Raw genomic sequence first — 17,487 nt, 5'->3', positions numbered from 1 at the left:
TGAGCAATGCAGATTCTTGGTGAAACGATCATCGGACAACGCGCTGTGCGGGGCCAGGCCGGAGAGGTTTTTGCCCTCGCCGCCGCCACGGGTGAACCCCTGGCACCGTCGTTTGGCGCCAGCACGCTGGAAGACGTCAACGCTGCGTGCGAACTGGCCGAGGCGTCATTCGATCACTACCGGCAATTGAGTGACGATCAACGCGCCGCCTTTCTAGAAGCCATCGCCCAAGGCCTTCTGGACCTGGGCGATGTGCTGACCGAGCGCGTTCATGTCGAAAGCGGCCTGCCCAAGCCACGCCTTGAAGGCGAGCGGATGCGCACGGTGAACCAGCTCAAACTGTTTGCCAGCCTGCTGCGTGATGGCCGCTGGCACGGTGCCGTGGTCGACACCGCAATGCCGGAGCGCCAGCCACTGCCGCGCGCCGACCTGCGTCTGCGGCGCATCGGCCTTGGCCCGGTGGCAGTGTTCGGCGCCAGCAACTTCCCCCTCGCCTTCTCGGTCGCCGGCGGCGACACCGCTTCAGCGCTGGCGGCTGGCTGCCCGGTCATCGTCAAGGCGCACCCGGCTCACTTGGGCACCAGCGAACTGGTGGGACGCGTGATTCAGAAAGCGGCGCGCGACACGGGCATGCCGGAGGGCGTTTTCTCGTTGCTGATCGACAAGGACATTGCCGTCGGCCAGGCGCTGGTCAGCCACCCATTGATTCAGGCGGTGGGCTTCACCGGCTCCCGCCGTGGCGGCCTGGCGCTCGTGGCAGCGGCTCAAGCGCGTCCGGTGCCGATCCCGGTGTATGCCGAGATGAGCAGCATCAACCCGGTGTTCCTGCTGCCGGCTGCTTTGCTGGCCCGTGCCGAAGCCATCGCCAAGGGTTTTGTCGAATCGCTGGTTATGGGCGCGGGGCAGTTCTGCACCAATCCCGGCATCCTGCTGGCACTGGAAAGCGACGCGCTGGAGACGTTCGTGTCGGCCTCGGCCAAGGCGTTGTCTGACAAACTACCGACCACCATGCTGACGCCAAATATCCACGGCGCTTACTGCAACGGCTTGAATAATCTGCACAGCGCGTCCGGTGTAACGCTGGTGGCGGAAGGTCAGGAGGCCGAAGGTTCATTCCAGGCACGCCCGGCTTTTTTCCGTACCGACTCGGCCACCTTCCTCGCCAACCCTGCGCTGGAGGACGAGAACTTCGGACCAAGCGCGCTGCTGATTGTCTGCACCGACGTTGCCGATCTGCAGAAGGTCGCTGCCAGCTTCGACGGGCAACTGACCGTGACGCTGCAGTTCGACGACGGCGACGAAGCCACCGCCCAGTCGCTCCTGCCGATCCTGGAGCGCAAGGCGGGACGGATTCTGTTCAATGACTTCCCGACCGGCGTCGAAGTGAGTTATTCGATAGTCCACGGCGGGCCTTTCCCGGCCACTTCCGACAGTCGCAGCACCTCGGTAGGCGCGACGGCCATTGATCGATTCCTGCGTCCCGTGTGTTACCAGAACGTGCCGGACTCGCTGCTACCGCCTGCGTTGAAAGCCGGCAATCCGCTGAATACCTGGCGGCTGGTGAACGGCGAACTGTCAAAGGACTGAGCTGCATCCACGTCCGGCGACGGAACCTGCGTCACCGCGCTCCTTCCAATCAGGGGCGCGGTCATGGCAAGCGAGGCATCATCAGTCGGCAGATCGCGGCAGCACCTTGCCCTCCACGCCATCGCCGATCACCAGAAAATGCCCGCCCGCGACATGGTGAATCGTCCGCAGCGCGTCATGCCCCTCGAAATGCCAGTGCCCTTCGGAAAACACGCGCTCATCCGCCCACGCCGCGACCACTTCGCCGATGAACAGATCGTGCGCGCTCTGGTTGTGCGGCTCGGGAATCAATCGGCACTCCAGCCAGCCTGCGCAGCCTTCCAGCAGGGGCGCTTCAACGTGGGAGCCCGCGAAGGTCTCCAGACCATAAGCCTTGAATTTATCCAGGCCTTGTTCTTGGGAGATGTCCAGCCCCGAGGTCGAGCCGACCGTTTCGACGATATCGATCTGGCTGAGGGTCGGCACGTTGATCACAAACGTGCCGGAGCCTTCGAGCAACTGCCGCGTCCATACGGACTTATCCAGAACGACAGTCACTTTCGGCGGCTGGAAGTCCAGCGGCATCGCCCACGCCGCCGCCATGATGTTGCGTTGGCCGTCGTGGGCAGCGCTGATCAAGACCGTCGGGCCATGGTTGAGCAAGCGGTAGCATTTGGCGAGAGGTACCGGACGCCGGTGAGAAACGGTCATGGAGATTATCCTGGCAAAGAGAAAAGTGATCGAAAACTACAGGGTTTATCGCAGCGGTGGAACGCCACCCTCCCGTGCATGAAGGAAACTGTCGCCTGCCTGAAACTCACCCAAATCGCGCTTTGCAGATCAAGCCAAAGGTGATGTAATACTATAACAAAGTATTTCAGGCAGTCCTTTACGTGAAACGCGACTCTCGGCTTTCCCCCTCCCTTGCAACGTCCGCTCTGGCTCAATCGGCTGGCAAACGCGTGATGATTTCCCTCGCCGTGCTGGTGCTGCTGTGGATCGGCGTTGCCTGGGCGGTGGCGATTCCATGAGTGCCGCCATTGACCTCCACGACCTGACGCTCACCTATGAGCGCCGGCCAGCGGTGCACCACGCGAACGGCCGATTCGCGGCGGGCAGCCTGACGGCGATCGTCGGGCCGAACGGCGCCGGTAAATCCACGCTGATCAAAGCCATCGCCGGGACGCTCAAACCCGCCGCGGGGCGCGTCGAGCGCAACCAGCTGGCAACGCGGCACATCGGTTATCTGCCACAAGCTGCCGAGATCGACCGCAGCTTTCCGCTCAGCGTGGCCGACACCGTGATGATGGGCGCATGGCGCAGCATCGGCGCGTTCCGCGGCGCCACGCGCAAGCACGCTCAACAGGCACAGGAGGCGTTAGGGGCCGTGGGTTTGGCGGGGTTCGAGCAACGCAGCATCAGCTCGCTGTCGTCGGGTCAGTTTCAACGCGTGCTGTTCGCCCGGCTTTTATTGCAGGACGCTTCGGTGATTCTGCTCGACGAGCCCTTCACCGCCATCGATGCACGCACCACGCGGGACTTGCTGGAATTGATCCGCACCTGGCACGGCCAAGGGCGCACCGTCATCGCCGTCCTGCATGACATCGAGCAGGTGCGTCAGCATTTCCCGAGCACGCTGCTGCTGGCACGGGAAATCATTGCCTGGGGCGACACCGCCGACATCCTCAACGACGACAACCTGCGCCGCGCCAAGAACATGGCCGAACACTGGAACCCTGACGCACAGCCGTGCGACGCCGATGGGGAGCAAACGCTGTGACGCTCTATAGCCTGTTGATCCAGCCCTTCGTCGATTTCGGTTTCATGCGCCGCGCCCTGGTGGCGTGTCTGGCGCTGGGCATCGGCTCCGGTCCGGTCGGTGTGCTGCTGATGCTGCGGCGCATGAGCCTGGTGGGGGACGCCATGAGTCACGCGGTGTTGCCGGGTGCTGCGGTGGGGTTTCTGTTCGCCGGATTGTCACTCCCGGCGATGGGCTTCGGCGGCCTGATCGCAGGTCTCGCCGTGGCGTTGCTCTCAGGATTGGTAAGCCGTTACACAACGCTGCGTGAAGACGCCAGCTTCGCCAGCTTTTACCTGACATCGCTGGCCGCCGGCGTGCTGATCGTCTCACTGCACGGCTCCAACGTGGACCTGCTTCACGTGCTGTTCGGCACCATTCTGGCGATCGACGATCAGGCGATTTTCATGGTCGGCGGCATCGCCTCATTCACCCTGATTCTGCTCGCGTTGATCTACCGCCCGTTGATCCTCGAATGCTTCGACCCGGGTTTTCTGCGCGCTGTGGGGGGCCGGGGTTCGCTGTATCACGTGCTGTTTCTGCTGCTGGTGGTGCTCAATCTGGTGGCGGGGTTTCAGGCATTGGGCACGCTTATGGCCGTCGGCATGATGATGCTGCCCGCCACCGTCGCGCGGTTCTGGGCTCGCTCGCTCACCGGCATGATCGTAATTTCGACCGCCGTGGCGACGCTCTCGGGCTTCATCGGCCTGATCGTCTCCTACCACGCCAGCGTCGCTTCGGGACCGGCCATCGTGCTTACCGCCAGCGTCTTTTACGGGTTCTCACTGTTCTTTGGACGCAGCGGCTTTGTACGCCGGCTGTTCCCGAGGGTTCATCTGTCCGGCTGATCGTCCTCTTACCGCAAGGAAACCACCATGAAACGTTTCACGCTTCTGACCGCCGCACTGGCGTTGTCGGGCCTGGCCAACTTCGCCCAGGCAAAAACCCTGGAAACCGTCGCCTCGTTCACCGTCATCGCCGACATGGTGCACAACGTCGGTGGCGATCACGTCCACGTGACCTCGCTCATCGGGCCCAATGGCGATCCTCATGTCTACGAGCCCACGCCAAATGATGCCCAGGCGCTGAAAAAAGCCGACGTAGTATTTGTCAGCGGCTTGCATCTGGAGGGCTGGCTGGATCGGCTGATTACCGCCTCCGGCTACAAAGGCCAGCCTGTCGTGCTCTCTGACGGGATCATGACCCGCAGCATGGAAGAAGACGGCAAGAAGATCACCGACCCCCATGCCTGGAACAGTGCGGTAAACGGCGTCGTTTACGTCAGAAACATCATCAAGGCCCTGCAGAAAGCCGACCCGGACAATGCCGCCGATTACAAAGCCAACGGTGAGAAATACATCGCCCAACTGCAGGACATGGACGCTTATGCCCGTGCGCAGATCGGCACCATCCCGGTCGCACAACGCAAGGTGCTGACGTCCCACGACGCCTTTGGCTATTTCGGCGACGCCTATGGCGTGACCTTTCTCTCGCCACTGGGCTTTTCCACTGAAACCGAAGCCTCTGCCGCTGACGTCGGCAAGCTGATCAATCAGATCAAAAAGGAGCACGTCAGCGCCTACTTCTTCGAGAACTCCGGCGACCCGCGCCTGGTGCAGCAGATCGCCAAAGCCAGCGGCGCGCACCCGGGCGGCGAGCTGTATGTGGAATCGCTGTCGCCCACAGACGGCCCGGCGGCGACGTACGTGACGATGTTTCGCTACAACGTGGACAAGCTGACAGCGGCCATGAAAGGCCAGTGATGCAACGCCGCAACGGCTGACTGATCTCTGCTGCGCGATGTGCGTGGCAGAGATCAGCGAACCGGCCGCGCTGGTGCGGGTCAATCTGTATGCTGGCGCACCGTCCGCCGACATCGACAGGATGATCAATGACCGCTCTCTCATTCGCCCCTTTTCAGTCCCTCGCCGACCTGCTGATTCCCCACACCGTGGCGGAAAGGCTCGACGGCTCCCACGACGTTTCCCACCTGCACCGAGTCTGGAGCAACGTCTGCGCCATTCGTGACACGGAGGGCGGTGATCATCAAGTCCTGCTCGCCGCCACCCTGCTCCACGACTGCGTTTCGGTGGAAAAGAACTCGCCCTTTCGCTCAAGCGCCTCGCGTCTGGCCGCGGCAAAAGCGACCGAGCTACTGGCCGAAATGGGCTGGGACGAGGAGCGCACCCAGGCCGTCGCACACGCCATCGAGTCCCACAGCTATTCGGCCGACATCACGCCGACCTCGCTGGAAGCAAAAATCCTGCAGGACGCCGACCGTCTCGACGCCCTCGGCATGGTTGGCGTGGCGCGGCTGTTCTACGTGTCCGGGCGGATGGGCAGCCATCTCTACGATCCGGTCGACCCGCAGGCGCAACAGCGCGACCTGGACGACAAACGCTTCGCCGTCGATCACTTCACAACCAAAATCTTCACCCTGGCGCAGGGGTTTAAAACGGCCGCGGGCCGCCATATGGCGCAGGTCAGGCATGCCCGGGCGGAGCGGTTCTTGAGGGAGTTTATGGAGGAGATTGGGGCTTAGGGTGCCTGGAAGGTCATAGCGATATTTCAGATGGCTCATGGGTTTTTAGCCAGTCGACCAGCGCGGCATTCATACGCGTTTGCCAGCCCGGTCCTGACGCACGGAATTGCTCCACCACGTCGTGCTCCAGGCGAATGGTAATCCGCTCTCGCAGAACCGCCGCACGAGGTCGGCCACGCTTGACCAGCTGTTCTCCCATGTACTCATCAGCATGATCGAAGTATGCATCTGACAATTCGGGGGCATCGTCGGGATCAACCCAGTCGATGCCGGTAGAGGTTTTGTTCACGCTCATTGGCTTTTCTCATGGAAATGATACGGCGAGCCGCGCCGCGCGGCGTCCAGACCAATACCACCATACCGTTCTGACAACACACCGATCGTGATGTATCGGGTTTCCCCGTAGTCCTGCCGGCAATCTTCGCTGGTCAAATGCCTGCCGGCGAATACCAACCCGGCATCCCCAAAGTCGAGGCCACGCTTAAGAAGGGTGATGTCGCGTTTTGCGATGTCGAAGATTATCTGCATTGAATTATTGTATGTACAGAAAATAACGCAACAAGGTCTCCGAGACACGTAAGGACGTATCCCACAATCCGCGCTGCCAGTGCCCACTCGTATCCCCGCTGACGTCATGCTCGCTTTCATCAGCTGACCCTACCGCAACAATTCCGAAACATTCCCGGCAATGTCACAAAGACATCATGGAACACCTCTATAACCATTTCTCCGGTTTTTCGTCGATGGGATGGGTGGCAGTGAAAAGGTTATTGCGTCGTGTAGTCCGTCCGTCCTCCAGGCCTGCTTTCCTGCGTCGCTTCAGGATTACCCAGCGGTTGGTGCTGTGCTTCGGCGTGACTGCGCTGCTGCTGGTCGGGCTCGGTGTGTTTTGCCTGTTGCAGATGCAGAGCATCCGCGATCAGGGAAAAGCGGTGGAGAGTGGGTCGTTGCCCAGCATTGCCATGGCCGACGCAATCGCCATCGACCTGATCAAATTGCGCGGCGAGAGCGCCAGGCTGATTGCCAATGCCGACGACCCCGGCGCGGTGGTTACCAGCAAGATCAATGTCGAGCAGTTGAAGAACGAAGTCGAAAAAGGCTTCGTCGATTATCTCGCCCACGCCACTGACAGCACCGAGCGGGACTCCATCAAGGCGCTTCAAGACGCCTATGGCGCCTTCATGCCGGGGCTACACGACGAAATCGCGCTGATTGAACAACGCAAACTGGACGACGCGCGCATGCTGCTCAACACCACGCTGAGCCTGCAGGGTGACCTGATGGACATGCAGGTGCAGTTGCTGCGCGAGCTGAACAAGCAAAGTGCGGCGGGCGCCGTCGATGCCGCCGGCGCGCGCTTCCAGCAGACCCGCATCATCGCCGTCAGCGCCATCGCGGTGGCGCTGGTGCTCACTTTGCTGCTCGCGTGGCGACTGAGCCTGAGCATCATCCGCCCCCTGCGTCAGTCGCTGCACATCGCCAGCACCATTGCCCAGGGAGATCTAAGCCCGCAGCCGATTCCGGAAGGTAAGGACGAAACGGCTCAACTGCTGAAGACCCTGGGCCTGATGCGCGCCAATCTGCATGGCACGATCGATCAGATTTACGCCGCAGCGGGCCAGCTAAGCCAGTCAGTTCAGGAGATGGGCGCGATCGCAGAGGCCAGCGCGAGGAATCTGCAACTGCAGAACGATGAGATCGAGCAGGCGGCGGTTGCCGTGAACCAGATGAGTCAGGCTGCCGGGGAAGTCGCCGACAACGCCAGCAGCACATCAATCGAATCGAAGGCGTCCAACGAAGCGGCCGCCGAGGGGCGCCTGCGCCTGACCGGCACCATCGATTCGATCAAGGAATTGACCGACAACGTTCTTGATTCCTCTCACCAGGCCGATGGCCTTGCCGAGCGCACGCTGAGCATCAGCAAGATCCTCGAAGTCATTCGCGCGATTGCCAACCAGACCAACCTGCTTGCACTGAATGCCGCCATCGAAGCTGCACGCGCGGGCGAAGCAGGTCGTGGATTCGCTGTGGTCGCCGACGAAGTGCGCTCACTCGCTCAACGCACCAGCGCGTCGACCACCGAGATCGAAACCCTGATCAACGATGTACAGAAAAGCACCCAGGAAACCGCGCAAACGTTACGCGTCACCGCTGCTCAGGCCAATCTGACTCTGGAGCAGGCCGCTGCCACTGGACACGCACTGACCGTCATCATCAGCGCAACCTCGACCATCAGCGACCGGAACATGCTGATCGCCAGCGCCGCCGAACAACAGGCGCAAGTGGCTAACGAAGTTGATCGCAACCTGAGCAGCATTCGCGACCTGTCAACGCAATCGGCGTCGGGGGCGCAGCAAACCACGGTGGCGAGCAATGCGCTGTCGATGCTGGCAACCGACCTGAACACGGTGGTTCAGCGGTTCGTGTTGTGAGGCGGGCGCCATTGAAAAATGTCACCGCGGCCTTCCCAGCCCATTCCCAGCCTTGTCCAAGTGTTTCATTATCGAAACACCACCCACGCAGAGGGGTGTTTACGCCAACAAGGACATGAGCATGAAGAAAACAGCTGCACTGAGTATCGCCCTTACTGTACTGACGCTGAGCCTCAACGCTCAGGCTGACGTCAACGTGAAACTGGGGAGCAAGGAGCGCGTCACGCACCTGTTTGCCTACCCGAATAATTGCAATGTCATCTGCTTCCGAAACTGGACGCTGGAACAGACCATCGAGCACTACCTCACGCAAAGCGTGCAGCGTGATGGCTACGGCGTGGCCCAGGTCGCGGTGCACAATGACAACGATGTGATCTACGCCGACATCACCGGCGTACCGGACGGCTACGACAAACCACTTTCAGCGCTGCTCGACGCCGGCGACCTGGCCTACGCCGGCGCAAGCAAACTCAACGCCGATGGCAAATTCGCCTACAACTGGTATCTGTTTTTGCCGCTGGGCATGGCGCTGGAAAACCGCAAGAGCGTCGAGCTGCTGCATTTCCCTCCGGACTACTCGCTGACTCAGGCTCAGGACTATCTGTTCTCGGCCACTACCGACCGCTGGTCTGAGCTGCTCACGGAGAACGGCATCGCCAAGGAGCAGACGCCGGCCTATCAGACCATCATCGACATCGCGCCGATTGCTGCGCCCTCCAACGCCGGCAAGGACCTCGAAAACGTTTACAGCTATTTCACCGATTACCAGACCAGCATGGTGAAGCAGCTCACTCAAAGTACTGCGGGCACATCGCTGCCGATGGTCGCGTTCGGTGCCCCGGTGCGCGCCTGGCTGAAGCAGCAGTACAACGTGACGGTTCCGGTGTTGGGCTTGGGTAGCATCAGCCCGGCCAGTGGGCAAAGCGTCGCGGTGCTGGGTTCGAATCACCCGAGCTATATCTGGAATGCAGCGGACAAAAGCAATTACGGCGGGGACGAAGCCAAGGCGGATGAAGCCGGTTTGAAGGTCATGGGCCAGGACCTGAGCGCGGCGTGCTGGCAGGCCGGCATGGGCCAGAAACCGGCAACCGATCCGGCGGCGCTGTTGAACCAGTGCACGACCAACTGGCAGGTGACCAACAAGGTTCAGACCTGCAAGTTGTTCTTCACCACGGTCCGCAAGTTGACGCCGGATCAGGCGGCCGCGAAATGCCGGACGGGCGAGGTGTCGCGGCAGATCAAGCAGCTGCAGAAGCCGCTGCCCCAGATGAAGAGCGCTCAGCTTTAACGCATCGATCCTGTAGGAGTGAGCTTGCTCGCGATGTCCTCAGCGCACACAGATGTGACTGGACTGACGCTATCGCGAGCAAGCTCACTCCTACACCTTGATGGACGCTTGCCCTACTCGATCACTCCCCCTGCGGACGCAACCGATACTGCGGCGGCAATTGCTCCGGGCCGCTGATGGTCGCGTTCAGACTTTTCCAGCGCCCGTCCTTGATGCCATAGATGCAGCCGTGGACGGACAACTTCTGCCCGCGATGCCAGGCGTTTTGCACAATGCTGGTATGGCCAACGTTGGCGACCTGCTGAATCACGTTCAGCTCGCACAACCGGTCGACCTGTTCTTCTTCAGTCGGCAGTTTCGCCAGCAGCTCGCGGTTTTCGTAGTACAGGTCGCGAATGGTGCGCAACCAGCCGTCGATCAGGCCGAACTGGCGATCCTGCATCGAAGCGCGCACGCCGCCACATCCGTAGTGACCGGTAACGAGAATGTGTTTCACCTTCAGCACATCGACGGCGTACTGAATCACCGACAGGCAATTAAGGTCGGTGTGCAGCACTACGTTAGCCACGTTGCGGTGCACGAACAGATCCCCCGGCAGCATGCCGACGATTTCATTGGCGGGTACACGGGCGTCCGAACAACCGATCCATAGGAATTCCGGCGTCTGCTGGCGCGCCAGCTTGGCAAAGAACTCGGGGTCTTCTTCCTTGATGGCGGCAGCCCAACGTTCGTTGTTGTCGATCAAGTCTTGTAGTTCGTTCATGCGTTGATGCCTCGGAAATGATGCTCAGCTATGACTGGGTCTCGGCGCTTCAGGTCACGCGCGGTGATCGCCCCATCGGCGGCACCGATCAGGAAGTGGATGGAATCTTCGCCATGTCGTCCGGTCCACCCATTAGGACCGACATTACTGAGGATTTGCCATGAACGATTCACGCCGTCCATTCGATGCCACTCAACCTGAGCCCATCGATGACAACGAAGACCGCATGGGATCAATGGAAGAGCTCAACTTCAACGACAACAATGAGCCGAGCGGGCGCATTGGCGATGTCATCCCTGAAGATGAGCTGGACACGTTGATTCCTGATGAACGTGCACGTGAAGCCGGTTTGACCGGTGCCTCTACCGAAGATCACAACCCGACCGACGACGACATGAGCCCGGAAACATTGATCCGTGAAGACGGCGCGCGCTCGCCCCGTGAAGCCGGCGAAGATGGCCCGGCTGATCTGGACCTGAGCATTGTCGATGAAGATGACGTCGGCGGTGGCGATGGCCTGGATGAAGAAGAAATGGCTATTCTCGATCCGCTGGATGGCAAGCCTGGCGTCTGATCAGCGGCTTGAGTGTTGTGGGAGCGAACCTGGTTCGCCCCACGACGGCCTCTGATTTATTCGAACAGCGTACAGGCCATGACGACCGCGTCCTCACGCCCGCCCACTGCTGGGTAGTAATCCCGACGTCGGCCTATTTCGTTGAAGCCATAGCGCTCATATAAGCGATACGCCGACCGGTTGCTGTCTCGCAGCTCAAGAAAACATTCCCGGCCATTTATTTCGTAGGCGCGCTTCATCAGGTGCTCAAGCAGCACCAGCCCCAACCCACGTCCCTGGCTCTCTGGCTTGACCGTAATGTTGAGCAAGTGCGCCTCATCAATGATCACGTTGATCACACCGTGCCCTACTTGCTGACTGCCTTCGAACATCAGCCAGACTTCGTATGACTTCAGCGCATCGAGGTAAATGCCCCGCGTCCAGGGATGGCTGAACGCGGCATATTCGATCTTCAGGACGGCATCAAGGTCAGCTTCAGTCATGCGGCGAAACGTTACTGCGTCATTCATCTACGGTCTTCCAACGGCCCATCAACTGACGCATGGAGCGCCACACTTCGGCCTTGCGCTGCGGCTCGTCCATCAACAATTCCAGACCCGGCAGCGCCCAGGCCAAGCCCAGGCCGTCGACCTGGAGTTCGAGATTGAAAGATTCAGCATCCGTTTCAGCCGCAAACCGCAGCGCCGGAAGTCCGATCAGCCACAGGCAGGCGCAGGGTTGTTCTTCGACGCGTGCATACAGAAAGCCCTGGACGAAATCCCGCGCGGCTTCCGGCCCTTGATCCATTTGCCCGCGCACCAATAGCGGCCAGCGCACAGGCTCACCGATGATCTGAGGGCTGTCCGGCAAACCGGCGGCGCGCAGCATGTCTTTGAGCAACAGATAGGAAGGGTCGCGGCTCTGAAACGGCTCGCCGGTCACCAGCTCTACAAGCAGCAGGCAGCTCCCGGCGCGCAACAGCTGAAGGGCAAAACGTGGAGGCGGGACAACCGGCGCTTTCACCACGGCCGGCGCACGTTCTTCTTCCTGCACGACTTTTGGCTTGGGCGCACTGGATGGTCGGGGTATATCGATCTTCGGCCGCTCGACTGTACGCGCAACAAGCGTGGGGGCAGCGGGTGGCGAGTCGCGTTCCGGCGCGCGTGGCGCATCCGCCTGAATAACCGGCGCGGGCGCATCCACTACCTGCGGCACGGGCGCAAGCAGCTCGGGGCGCGACGGCGCGGCGAAAGGCAATTCAGTGCGCGGCAGCCAGCTGACCACCTGCATGGCGGTCAGATAAGCGCGACGGCGAGGCTCGTTGAGCAAAGGTCAGCTACCTGTGGATAAAGTCAGGCGGGAGATTCTACAGGCCTTCACTGCTTCCCGCCGCTGTTGATCGACTGAGGGTGAAAAACGAGCCCGGCGATGCAGTACAATCGCCGCTTTTATTTGCCAGTCAGCGACCATCCGATGATCGAACCTAAGCGCGTCCTGCGCGCCCTTGCCGAACACTGGGCGCTTCTCGAGCCACTCTGCGAGCACTTCGACCAAGGCACTCTGAGCCTGAGCGAACTGCGCTTGCAGCTGGCGGCCCAGCAATTGGAGAGCACGCCCCAGGACATCACCACTCTGCTGGACGTCTGGATTCGGCTCGACATTCTGGTCCCGGTGGCGAAAAGCCCGAACCGTTTCGAGCTGAACGCGCAGATCCACGATTTCCTCTCGTACCTGCGCCGCGAGCACCGGCTGGGCTTGTGCCTGGAAATCGAAGCGTACCTGCGCCACCTCGAACGGCTGGCTGGCTACATACAGGAAGCCTTCGACGCCCGCGACGCCAGTGACCTGGCGCGGCAACTGCGCCTGCTCGACATGCGCGTGCGCGATGTATTGAAGAAGCTCGCCAACGATGAGCAGGCACTGGTCGCCGTGGCGGAGCGCGCCAAGACCAGTGATCGACAGATCCCGCTGCGTCAGCGTTACGCGGAGGTGCTGGCAACCTGGGACGAATACGTCGAGCCGATGATCCAGTTGGTCAATGCCGATGGCGCCTTCGAACAGGGCGTGCGCAAGGTAGAGAACGTGCTGCTGCGCATGCTCACCGATCAGCAACGTCTCGGCCATCTGGTCGACGACGACATGCTGCTGCGCACCCACGCGCGGATCCTCGAAATGCAGACCAGCGCGCAACTGACCCTGCGTCATGCGCGTGAATTGCTGCTGCCGCTGCGTGAGGAAGCGCGTCGCCACAATGCCGTGACCCGGGGCGCAGCGCTGGCGCTGTCGGCGATTCGTCGGCGGGGGATCGACGCGGTGCCGCAAGCGGCTATGCCGATGTTCACCCGTCCGCAAAGTACGTTCCTCGGCAGTGCAAATCAGGTTGAAGCGTACGTATATGCGCTGGCGCGCTTCGAGCCTAAGCCCGCGCACTTCCCCAAGGCCAACATCACCCGCAAGGGCGAGCCGCCTCGCGCGCCGCGTACGGTCAAAGAGATGGTCGAGCGCTGCGAAGACGCCCTGCCGATGCCGGATCTGATGGTCTGGCTGCTGGAGCAGGAGCCCACCGGCGCGACCGACGAATTGCTGTACTGGTTTTCGCGCCTGTCGCGGGACAAACGCTTCAAGCGCGAGCGCCTTGAGCGCCGCGAATACCTGACACAGGAGCACCGCGTCAGCCTGCGCTCCTTCGCACTGCTCTCGAGCAAAGACGCCACCCCAGAGAATTCCGAGGGCACCGCCCATGCATCTTGATCTATCCGAAATGACCCAGCTGGCGCCGATCTTCCGCGAGCTGTTCAAGGGCTACCACGTCAGCCGCCGCGACCCCGAGTTGTACGCACAACTGTCGAATCTTCAGGACCAGTACCGCGGCCTGTTCAAGGCGCTGGGCTTCGAACTGGTCTGCGACACACGTGGGTTCTACTACTTCGTGCCTGATCTGGCGGCCGCGCAGGTCAACAAGACGGCCCAACGTCTGGCGCTGTTCACATTCATCCTCGTCGAGCACCTGGCCGACCAGGGCCGCGACCCGGTTGCCGTGCTGGATGGCGGTAGCCTGGGCCGTGACGAATTGCCCTCGCTGCTGGAAAAGTACCGCGATCTGTTCCTGCAAGCTGAAGTACAGACCCAGGAAGAGCTGGAAGAAAAAATCATGCGCCGCATGACCCAACTGGGATTCGCTGCAGAAGAAGTGGGCATCTATCGCTTCCTGCCGCCCATGCATCGCTTCCTCGACGTCTGCCTGTCCGTGCAGCAAGACCGTGATCTGGCGGCCAGCCTGCATAGCGCCCTGCCGTTACCGGCCCCGGTGTTGATCGACGAAGACAGCGATGAGCGACTGCTGGAAACCGACGATCCGCTGGACCTCACCGAATTCGATGAATCCGCAGAAACCGAAGAGCAAGCGCTAGCCCGGGCGATCGCTGAAGAACAGGAGCATGACGCATGAGCCAGGAACGCTACGGCATACGCCGCTTCGCGCTGCTGAACACGGCCGGTTACAGCCTCGGGTTGTTTCCACTGGAGCATCCGCTCTCGGTCTATGGTGCGAATAACCTGGGCAAGAGTGCGTCGATCAACGCTTTGCAGTTCCCGATTCTGGCGCGCATGTCAGACATGAGCTTCGGCAAATACAGCCTTGATCAATCGCGCCGCTTCTATTTCGCTTCCGACACCAGCTACATCCTCGTCGAAGTCTCCCTGCCCCACGGCCCCCATGTCATTGGCGTGGTCGGTCGTGGCCCGGGCGGCGGTTTCGGTCACCAGTTCTTCGCCTATGCCGGCAAGCTGGACCTGGCTCACTACCAGAAGAACGACACCTGCCTGCGCCAGAAGGAGCTGTTTGCCAATCTGGAAAGCCAGGGCCTGAAGGCCTATGAGCTGAAGCCCGATGAACTGCGCCGCTTGCTCGTCGGTGGCCACACGTCGATTCCGCTGGACCTGACGCTGATTCCCCTGCGCTCGACCAGTGAACAGAGCCTGAAGACCTTCCGCGCGCTGTTCATCAACTTGCTGCACATGCGCGAGATCACCGCTGCCAAATTGAAGCAGCTGTTTCTCGATGCGTTCGAACACAGCCTGCGTTCCGGCAGCGTCGATTACATCGCCGCATGTGAAGAAGCCTTCCGCGACGTACGACGCATGGAGCAGGACTACAACGCACTGGTCCTCGCCGGCCCGCTGGTCGAAGCACTGGCCAATGGCGTCAGACAGCGCGACATCCTTCGCGGCAAGCTGCATCGCCTGTCGCCGTTGCTCGACTCGTTGCTCGGCACATGGCAGGACTATTCCAATGCGCGCAAAGAAGAGCTGGTCATTCAGAGCGAGCACTACCGTAACGAACAGGATTCGCTGCAGAACGATCAGCGTGGCGGCACGCAAGAATTGATGCGCCTGGAGCGCGAGATCAGCAACATCCAGCGCTGGATCGGCGAACTGGCAGTCCTGAAGAACCGCTTTGCGCTGGTCGACGACGTAAGAGTTCTGGAACAGCAGCTACTGGCTGCCAAGGATGCCCATGATGAGCTGGCCGGTGCGCTTGCGCAGTCGCGCCAATTCAGCGCCGAGGATCTGGATGAGCGCCTGCGCGATCTGGAAAAACGCCTGAAATCAGTGAAACAACAGCTCGATCATGCGGACAACAACAGCTATGCCCGCCTGCGCGAAGAGTTCTCGCAGCCTGATGTAGAGCGTCTGATGCGCCTGTTCAACAGCGCGCTGTTCAGCTTGCCACTGGGTGAGCAAGGCATCGCGCTGGATGATGGCGATGCGTGGGTCAAATCCCTCGAAGCGATTCTCGACGGGTTCAAAGGCGAGCGCTTCGAAGTGCCCGGCCTCACCGTCAATCTGTCAAACATCGAACCCCCTGCCCTGCAAGCGCTGGCCGACCGCGCGGCGCTGCGCGATCAGAAAGAGCGCCTGGAGAAAGAGCTCAAGCAACTGAAGACGCAACAAGCCGTCGCAGCTGACCGCGCGGCCAGCAAGACCCAGACGGAAGCGTTGTACCAACAGGTGCTGGATGCGCAGAAGGCGCTCGAGGACTTCCGCCGCGCTCAAACATTGAGCGCCGAAGAGGGCGAGAAGCTTGAGCAGTTGGCTCAGATGGAAGCGGCGCAAGACGAACTCAAACGGGCCAGTGATGCGTTCACCGAGCGCGTTCAACAGCTTTCAGCCAAGCTGCAGCTGATCGGTCGTCAGATCGGTGATCTCGAATCCAAGCAACGCACATTGGATGACGCACTGCGTCGTCGTCAGCTGCTCCCCGCCGATCTGCCATTTGGCACACCGTTCATGGAGCCGGTCGACGACTCACTGGAGAACCTGCTGCCGCTGCTCAATGATTATCAGGACAGCTGGCAGGGACTCTTGCGCTGCGATGGTCAGATCGAAGCGCTATACGCGCAAGTACGTTTGAAAGGCGTTGCGAAGTTTGACAGCGAAGACGACATGGAGCGGCGTCTGCAGTTGCTGATCAACGCGTACGCGCACCGCACTGATGAAGCGCTTACTTTGGGCAAGGCACGCCGTGCTGCTGTGACCGACATCGCGCGGACGCTACGCAACATCCGCAGCGACTACGACAGCCTCGAACACCAACTGGCTTTGTTCAATCGAGAGATTAACCGCCGGCAGGTGTCGAATCTGGAGAGCTTCCGCATTGTCCTCGCGCCGAACAAGGAAGCGCTCAAGCACATCGACCAGATCATCCACAGCGCCGGTCAGTACGAAGAGGGCGAGACACTGTCGGTGTTTGATCTGAGCCAGAGCGCCGAGCAGGACAACAAGAACGAGGAAGCCAAGGAATATCTGGCCCGCCTGGTTGCGGCTAACCACAACCAGCTCGGTCTTAAAGACCTGTTCGAGCTCGCGTTCGAAATCACCAAGGTCAACAGCCAGCCGGTTATCCACACCGACATTGATGGCGCGGCGTCCAACGGGACGACCATGACCATTAAGGCACTGACCAACATGTACCTCTTGCTGCACCTTATGGATCGTGAGCAGGCCGGACGGATTCGTCTGCCCTACTACCTCGACGAAGCCGCTGACATCGATGAGAGAAACCAGGCCGCGCTGCTGGAGACAAGTTTGCAGCTGGGCTTTGTACCGATTCTGGCGAGCGTTAAGCCACAAGTGTCGGCCCATGTGGCCATTGACTTGGAAGGCGGCAGCGGCCCTGCCGGGATCTATATCGACGAGGCAGACTGGAAGTACATTCAGCGTCGTGACGAGGCAGCTCCGGTAAACGTAGCCAAAGCAGTTGAAACCCTTAGCGAGTAATTAAACCACTCGAAAGCAAAAAGCCTCGCAGCGATGCGGGGCTTTTTTGTGGGCGCTGATTGGCGGCGGTTGGCGGTTGGCGGTTGGCGGTTGGCGGTTGGCGGGGCCAGGAACTTTTTCGCGCACAAAAAACAAAACCCCATCTGCTTTCGCAGATGGGGTTTTGGAATTTAATCTTGACGATGACCTACTCTCACATGGGGAAACCCCACACTACCATCGGCGATGCATCGTTTCACTGCTGAGTTCGGGATGGGATCAGGTGG

18 protein-coding genes, 1 rRNA gene and 1 pseudogene are annotated in these 17,487 nt (G+C 60.7%); 13 read left to right on the top strand and 7 right to left on the bottom strand.

What is annotated here, in order from left to right; translation table 11 throughout:
- The first annotated feature begins 6 nt into the window (after positions 1 to 6).
- Positions 7 to 1,587, top strand: coding sequence for an aldehyde dehydrogenase (NADP(+)) (locus ACYAR8_RS02490; protein WP_074883923.1), 1,581 nt, complete (start codon positions 7 to 9; stop codon positions 1,585 to 1,587).
- A gap of 81 nt (positions 1,588 to 1,668) precedes the next feature.
- On the opposite strand, the gene ACYAR8_RS02485 is transcribed toward ACYAR8_RS02490, so the two are convergent.
- Positions 1,669 to 2,277 carry a flavin reductase family protein gene (locus ACYAR8_RS02485; RefSeq protein WP_074883922.1) on the bottom strand — a complete coding sequence of 203 codons (609 nt, stop codon included), beginning with the start codon at positions 2,275 to 2,277 and terminating at the stop codon, positions 1,669 to 1,671.
- Positions 2,278 to 2,459: 182 nt separating this feature from the next.
- Here ACYAR8_RS02485 and ACYAR8_RS02480 point away from each other — a divergent pair, with 182 nt between their 5' ends.
- From ACYAR8_RS02480 to ACYAR8_RS02460, 5 genes are all read left to right on the top strand, one after another.
- Positions 2,460 to 2,597: a hypothetical protein gene (locus ACYAR8_RS02480; RefSeq protein ID WP_158273366.1), complete on the top strand. Its 138-nt coding sequence runs from the start codon at positions 2,460 to 2,462 to the stop codon at positions 2,595 to 2,597.
- Positions 2,594 to 3,346 carry a zinc ABC transporter ATP-binding protein AztA gene (gene aztA, locus ACYAR8_RS02475; protein ID WP_074883921.1) on the top strand — a complete coding sequence of 251 codons (753 nt, stop codon included), beginning with the start codon at positions 2,594 to 2,596 and terminating at the stop codon, positions 3,344 to 3,346. Before ACYAR8_RS02480 ends, aztA begins: the two co-directional genes overlap by 4 nt.
- Positions 3,343 to 4,212, top strand: a complete 870-nt coding sequence (locus ACYAR8_RS02470; RefSeq protein WP_463578999.1) for a metal ABC transporter permease — start codon at positions 3,343 to 3,345, stop codon at positions 4,210 to 4,212. Before aztA ends, ACYAR8_RS02470 begins: the two co-directional genes overlap by 4 nt.
- 27 nt (positions 4,213 to 4,239) lie before the next feature.
- Positions 4,240 to 5,127, top strand: a complete 888-nt coding sequence (locus ACYAR8_RS02465) for a metal ABC transporter substrate-binding protein (RefSeq protein WP_463578998.1) — start codon at positions 4,240 to 4,242, stop codon at positions 5,125 to 5,127.
- Positions 5,128 to 5,255: 128 nt separating this feature from the next.
- Positions 5,256 to 5,906, top strand: a complete 651-nt coding sequence (locus tag ACYAR8_RS02460; protein WP_463578997.1) for an HD domain-containing protein — start codon at positions 5,256 to 5,258, stop codon at positions 5,904 to 5,906.
- Positions 5,907 to 5,919: 13 nt separating this feature from the next.
- On the opposite strand, the gene ACYAR8_RS02455 is transcribed toward ACYAR8_RS02460, so the two are convergent.
- Together ACYAR8_RS02455 and ACYAR8_RS02450 are read right to left on the bottom strand one after the other, a co-directional pair.
- Positions 5,920 to 6,201: a BrnA antitoxin family protein gene (locus ACYAR8_RS02455; RefSeq protein WP_463578996.1), complete on the bottom strand. Its 282-nt coding sequence runs from the start codon at positions 6,199 to 6,201 to the stop codon at positions 5,920 to 5,922.
- Entirely contained in the window at positions 6,198 to 6,434 is a 237-nt protein-coding gene (locus tag ACYAR8_RS02450) for a BrnT family toxin (protein ID WP_463578995.1), read from the bottom strand. The genes ACYAR8_RS02455 and ACYAR8_RS02450 overlap by 4 nt, the downstream gene beginning before the upstream one ends.
- A 176-nt stretch (positions 6,435 to 6,610) precedes the next feature.
- Here ACYAR8_RS02450 and ACYAR8_RS02445 point away from each other — a divergent pair.
- From ACYAR8_RS02445 to ACYAR8_RS02435, 3 genes and pseudogenes are all read left to right on the top strand, one after another.
- A pseudogene (locus tag ACYAR8_RS02445) lies at positions 6,611 to 7,480 on the top strand (MCP four helix bundle domain-containing protein); the annotation flags it as partial.
- Positions 7,475 to 8,338: a methyl-accepting chemotaxis protein gene (locus tag ACYAR8_RS02440; protein ID WP_425438842.1), complete on the top strand. Its 864-nt coding sequence runs from the start codon at positions 7,475 to 7,477 to the stop codon at positions 8,336 to 8,338. The pseudogene ACYAR8_RS02445 and the gene ACYAR8_RS02440, both read left to right, overlap by 6 nt.
- Before the next feature lie 121 nt (positions 8,339 to 8,459).
- Positions 8,460 to 9,626 carry a hypothetical protein gene (locus ACYAR8_RS02435; protein WP_463578994.1) on the top strand — a complete coding sequence of 389 codons (1,167 nt, stop codon included), beginning with the start codon at positions 8,460 to 8,462 and terminating at the stop codon, positions 9,624 to 9,626.
- A gap of 121 nt (positions 9,627 to 9,747) precedes the next feature.
- Here ACYAR8_RS02435 and can read toward each other — a convergent pair whose 3' ends face one another.
- Entirely contained in the window at positions 9,748 to 10,389 is a 642-nt protein-coding gene (gene can / locus ACYAR8_RS02430; protein WP_065991764.1) for a carbonate dehydratase, read from the bottom strand.
- 160 nt (positions 10,390 to 10,549) lie between these two features.
- Here can and ACYAR8_RS02425 point away from each other — a divergent pair, with 160 nt between their 5' ends.
- Positions 10,550 to 10,963: a serine kinase/phosphatase gene (locus ACYAR8_RS02425; RefSeq protein ID WP_463578993.1), complete on the top strand. Its 414-nt coding sequence runs from the start codon at positions 10,550 to 10,552 to the stop codon at positions 10,961 to 10,963.
- Between the two features lie 56 nt (positions 10,964 to 11,019).
- Here the strand turns inward: ACYAR8_RS02425 and rimI are convergent, their stop codons facing one another.
- A complete protein-coding gene (gene rimI, locus ACYAR8_RS02420) occupies positions 11,020 to 11,472 on the bottom strand; it encodes a ribosomal protein S18-alanine N-acetyltransferase (RefSeq protein WP_074883905.1) in 453 nt (150 codons plus the stop codon).
- Positions 11,465 to 12,271 carry an energy transducer TonB gene (locus ACYAR8_RS02415; RefSeq protein WP_463578992.1) on the bottom strand — a complete coding sequence of 269 codons (807 nt, stop codon included), beginning with the start codon at positions 12,269 to 12,271 and terminating at the stop codon, positions 11,465 to 11,467. The genes rimI and ACYAR8_RS02415 overlap by 8 nt, the downstream gene beginning before the upstream one ends.
- Positions 12,272 to 12,415: 144 nt before the next feature.
- Here ACYAR8_RS02415 and mksB point away from each other — a divergent pair, with 144 nt between their 5' ends.
- From mksB to mksF, 3 genes are read left to right on the top strand one after another with little or no spacing between them, the layout of a single operon-like run.
- Positions 12,416 to 13,693: an Mks condensin complex protein MksB gene (gene mksB, locus ACYAR8_RS02410; RefSeq protein WP_463579073.1), complete on the top strand. Its 1,278-nt coding sequence runs from the start codon at positions 12,416 to 12,418 to the stop codon at positions 13,691 to 13,693.
- Entirely contained in the window at positions 13,683 to 14,390 is a 708-nt protein-coding gene (gene mksE / locus ACYAR8_RS02405; RefSeq protein WP_122536222.1) for an Mks condensin complex protein MksE, read from the top strand. The genes mksB and mksE overlap by 11 nt, the downstream gene beginning before the upstream one ends.
- Positions 14,387 to 17,221, top strand: coding sequence for an Mks condensin complex protein MksF (mksF, locus tag ACYAR8_RS02400; RefSeq protein ID WP_463578991.1), 2,835 nt, complete (start codon positions 14,387 to 14,389; stop codon positions 17,219 to 17,221). Before mksE ends, mksF begins: the two co-directional genes overlap by 4 nt.
- A 174-nt stretch (positions 17,222 to 17,395) precedes the next feature.
- Here the strand turns inward: mksF and rrf are convergent.
- Positions 17,396 to 17,487: ribosomal RNA gene (rrf, locus tag ACYAR8_RS02395) — 5S ribosomal RNA — on the bottom strand; the annotation flags it as partial.

This window comes from Pseudomonas sp. HP_01, from assembly GCF_055284355.1.
The sequence above is the reverse complement of the archived record's forward strand: the minus strand, read 5'-3'. Positions and strand labels throughout refer to the sequence as shown.

Bases quoted from the DNA above. Each gene is read 5' to 3' on its own strand.
- ACYAR8_RS02490 (WP_074883923.1), top strand. From the start codon at position 7: ATGCAGATTCTTGGTGAAACGATCATCGGACAACGCGCTGTGCGGGGC.
- rimI (WP_074883905.1), bottom strand. From the start codon at position 11,472: ATGAATGACGCAGTAACGTTTCGCCGCATGACTGAAGCTGACCTTGAT.
- ACYAR8_RS02465 (WP_463578998.1), top strand. From the start codon at position 4,240: ATGAAACGTTTCACGCTTCTGACCGCCGCACTGGCGTTGTCGGGCCTG.
- ACYAR8_RS02435 (WP_463578994.1), top strand. From the start codon at position 8,460: ATGAAGAAAACAGCTGCACTGAGTATCGCCCTTACTGTACTGACGCTG.
- ACYAR8_RS02455 (WP_463578996.1), bottom strand. From the start codon at position 6,201: ATGAGCGTGAACAAAACCTCTACCGGCATCGACTGGGTTGATCCCGAC.
- ACYAR8_RS02440 (WP_425438842.1), top strand. From the start codon at position 7,475: ATGCGCGCCAATCTGCATGGCACGATCGATCAGATTTACGCCGCAGCG.
- mksB (WP_463579073.1), top strand. From the start codon at position 12,416: ATGATCGAACCTAAGCGCGTCCTGCGCGCCCTTGCCGAACACTGGGCG.
- ACYAR8_RS02485 (WP_074883922.1), bottom strand. From the start codon at position 2,277: ATGACCGTTTCTCACCGGCGTCCGGTACCTCTCGCCAAATGCTACCGC.
- mksE (WP_122536222.1), top strand. From the start codon at position 13,683: ATGCATCTTGATCTATCCGAAATGACCCAGCTGGCGCCGATCTTCCGC.
- aztA (WP_074883921.1), top strand. From the start codon at position 2,594: ATGAGTGCCGCCATTGACCTCCACGACCTGACGCTCACCTATGAGCGC.
- ACYAR8_RS02460 (WP_463578997.1), top strand. From the start codon at position 5,256: ATGACCGCTCTCTCATTCGCCCCTTTTCAGTCCCTCGCCGACCTGCTG.
- mksF (WP_463578991.1), top strand. From the start codon at position 14,387: ATGAGCCAGGAACGCTACGGCATACGCCGCTTCGCGCTGCTGAACACG.
- ACYAR8_RS02450 (WP_463578995.1), bottom strand. From the start codon at position 6,434: ATGCAGATAATCTTCGACATCGCAAAACGCGACATCACCCTTCTTAAG.
- can (WP_065991764.1), bottom strand. From the start codon at position 10,389: ATGAACGAACTACAAGACTTGATCGACAACAACGAACGTTGGGCTGCC.
- ACYAR8_RS02425 (WP_463578993.1), top strand. From the start codon at position 10,550: ATGAACGATTCACGCCGTCCATTCGATGCCACTCAACCTGAGCCCATC.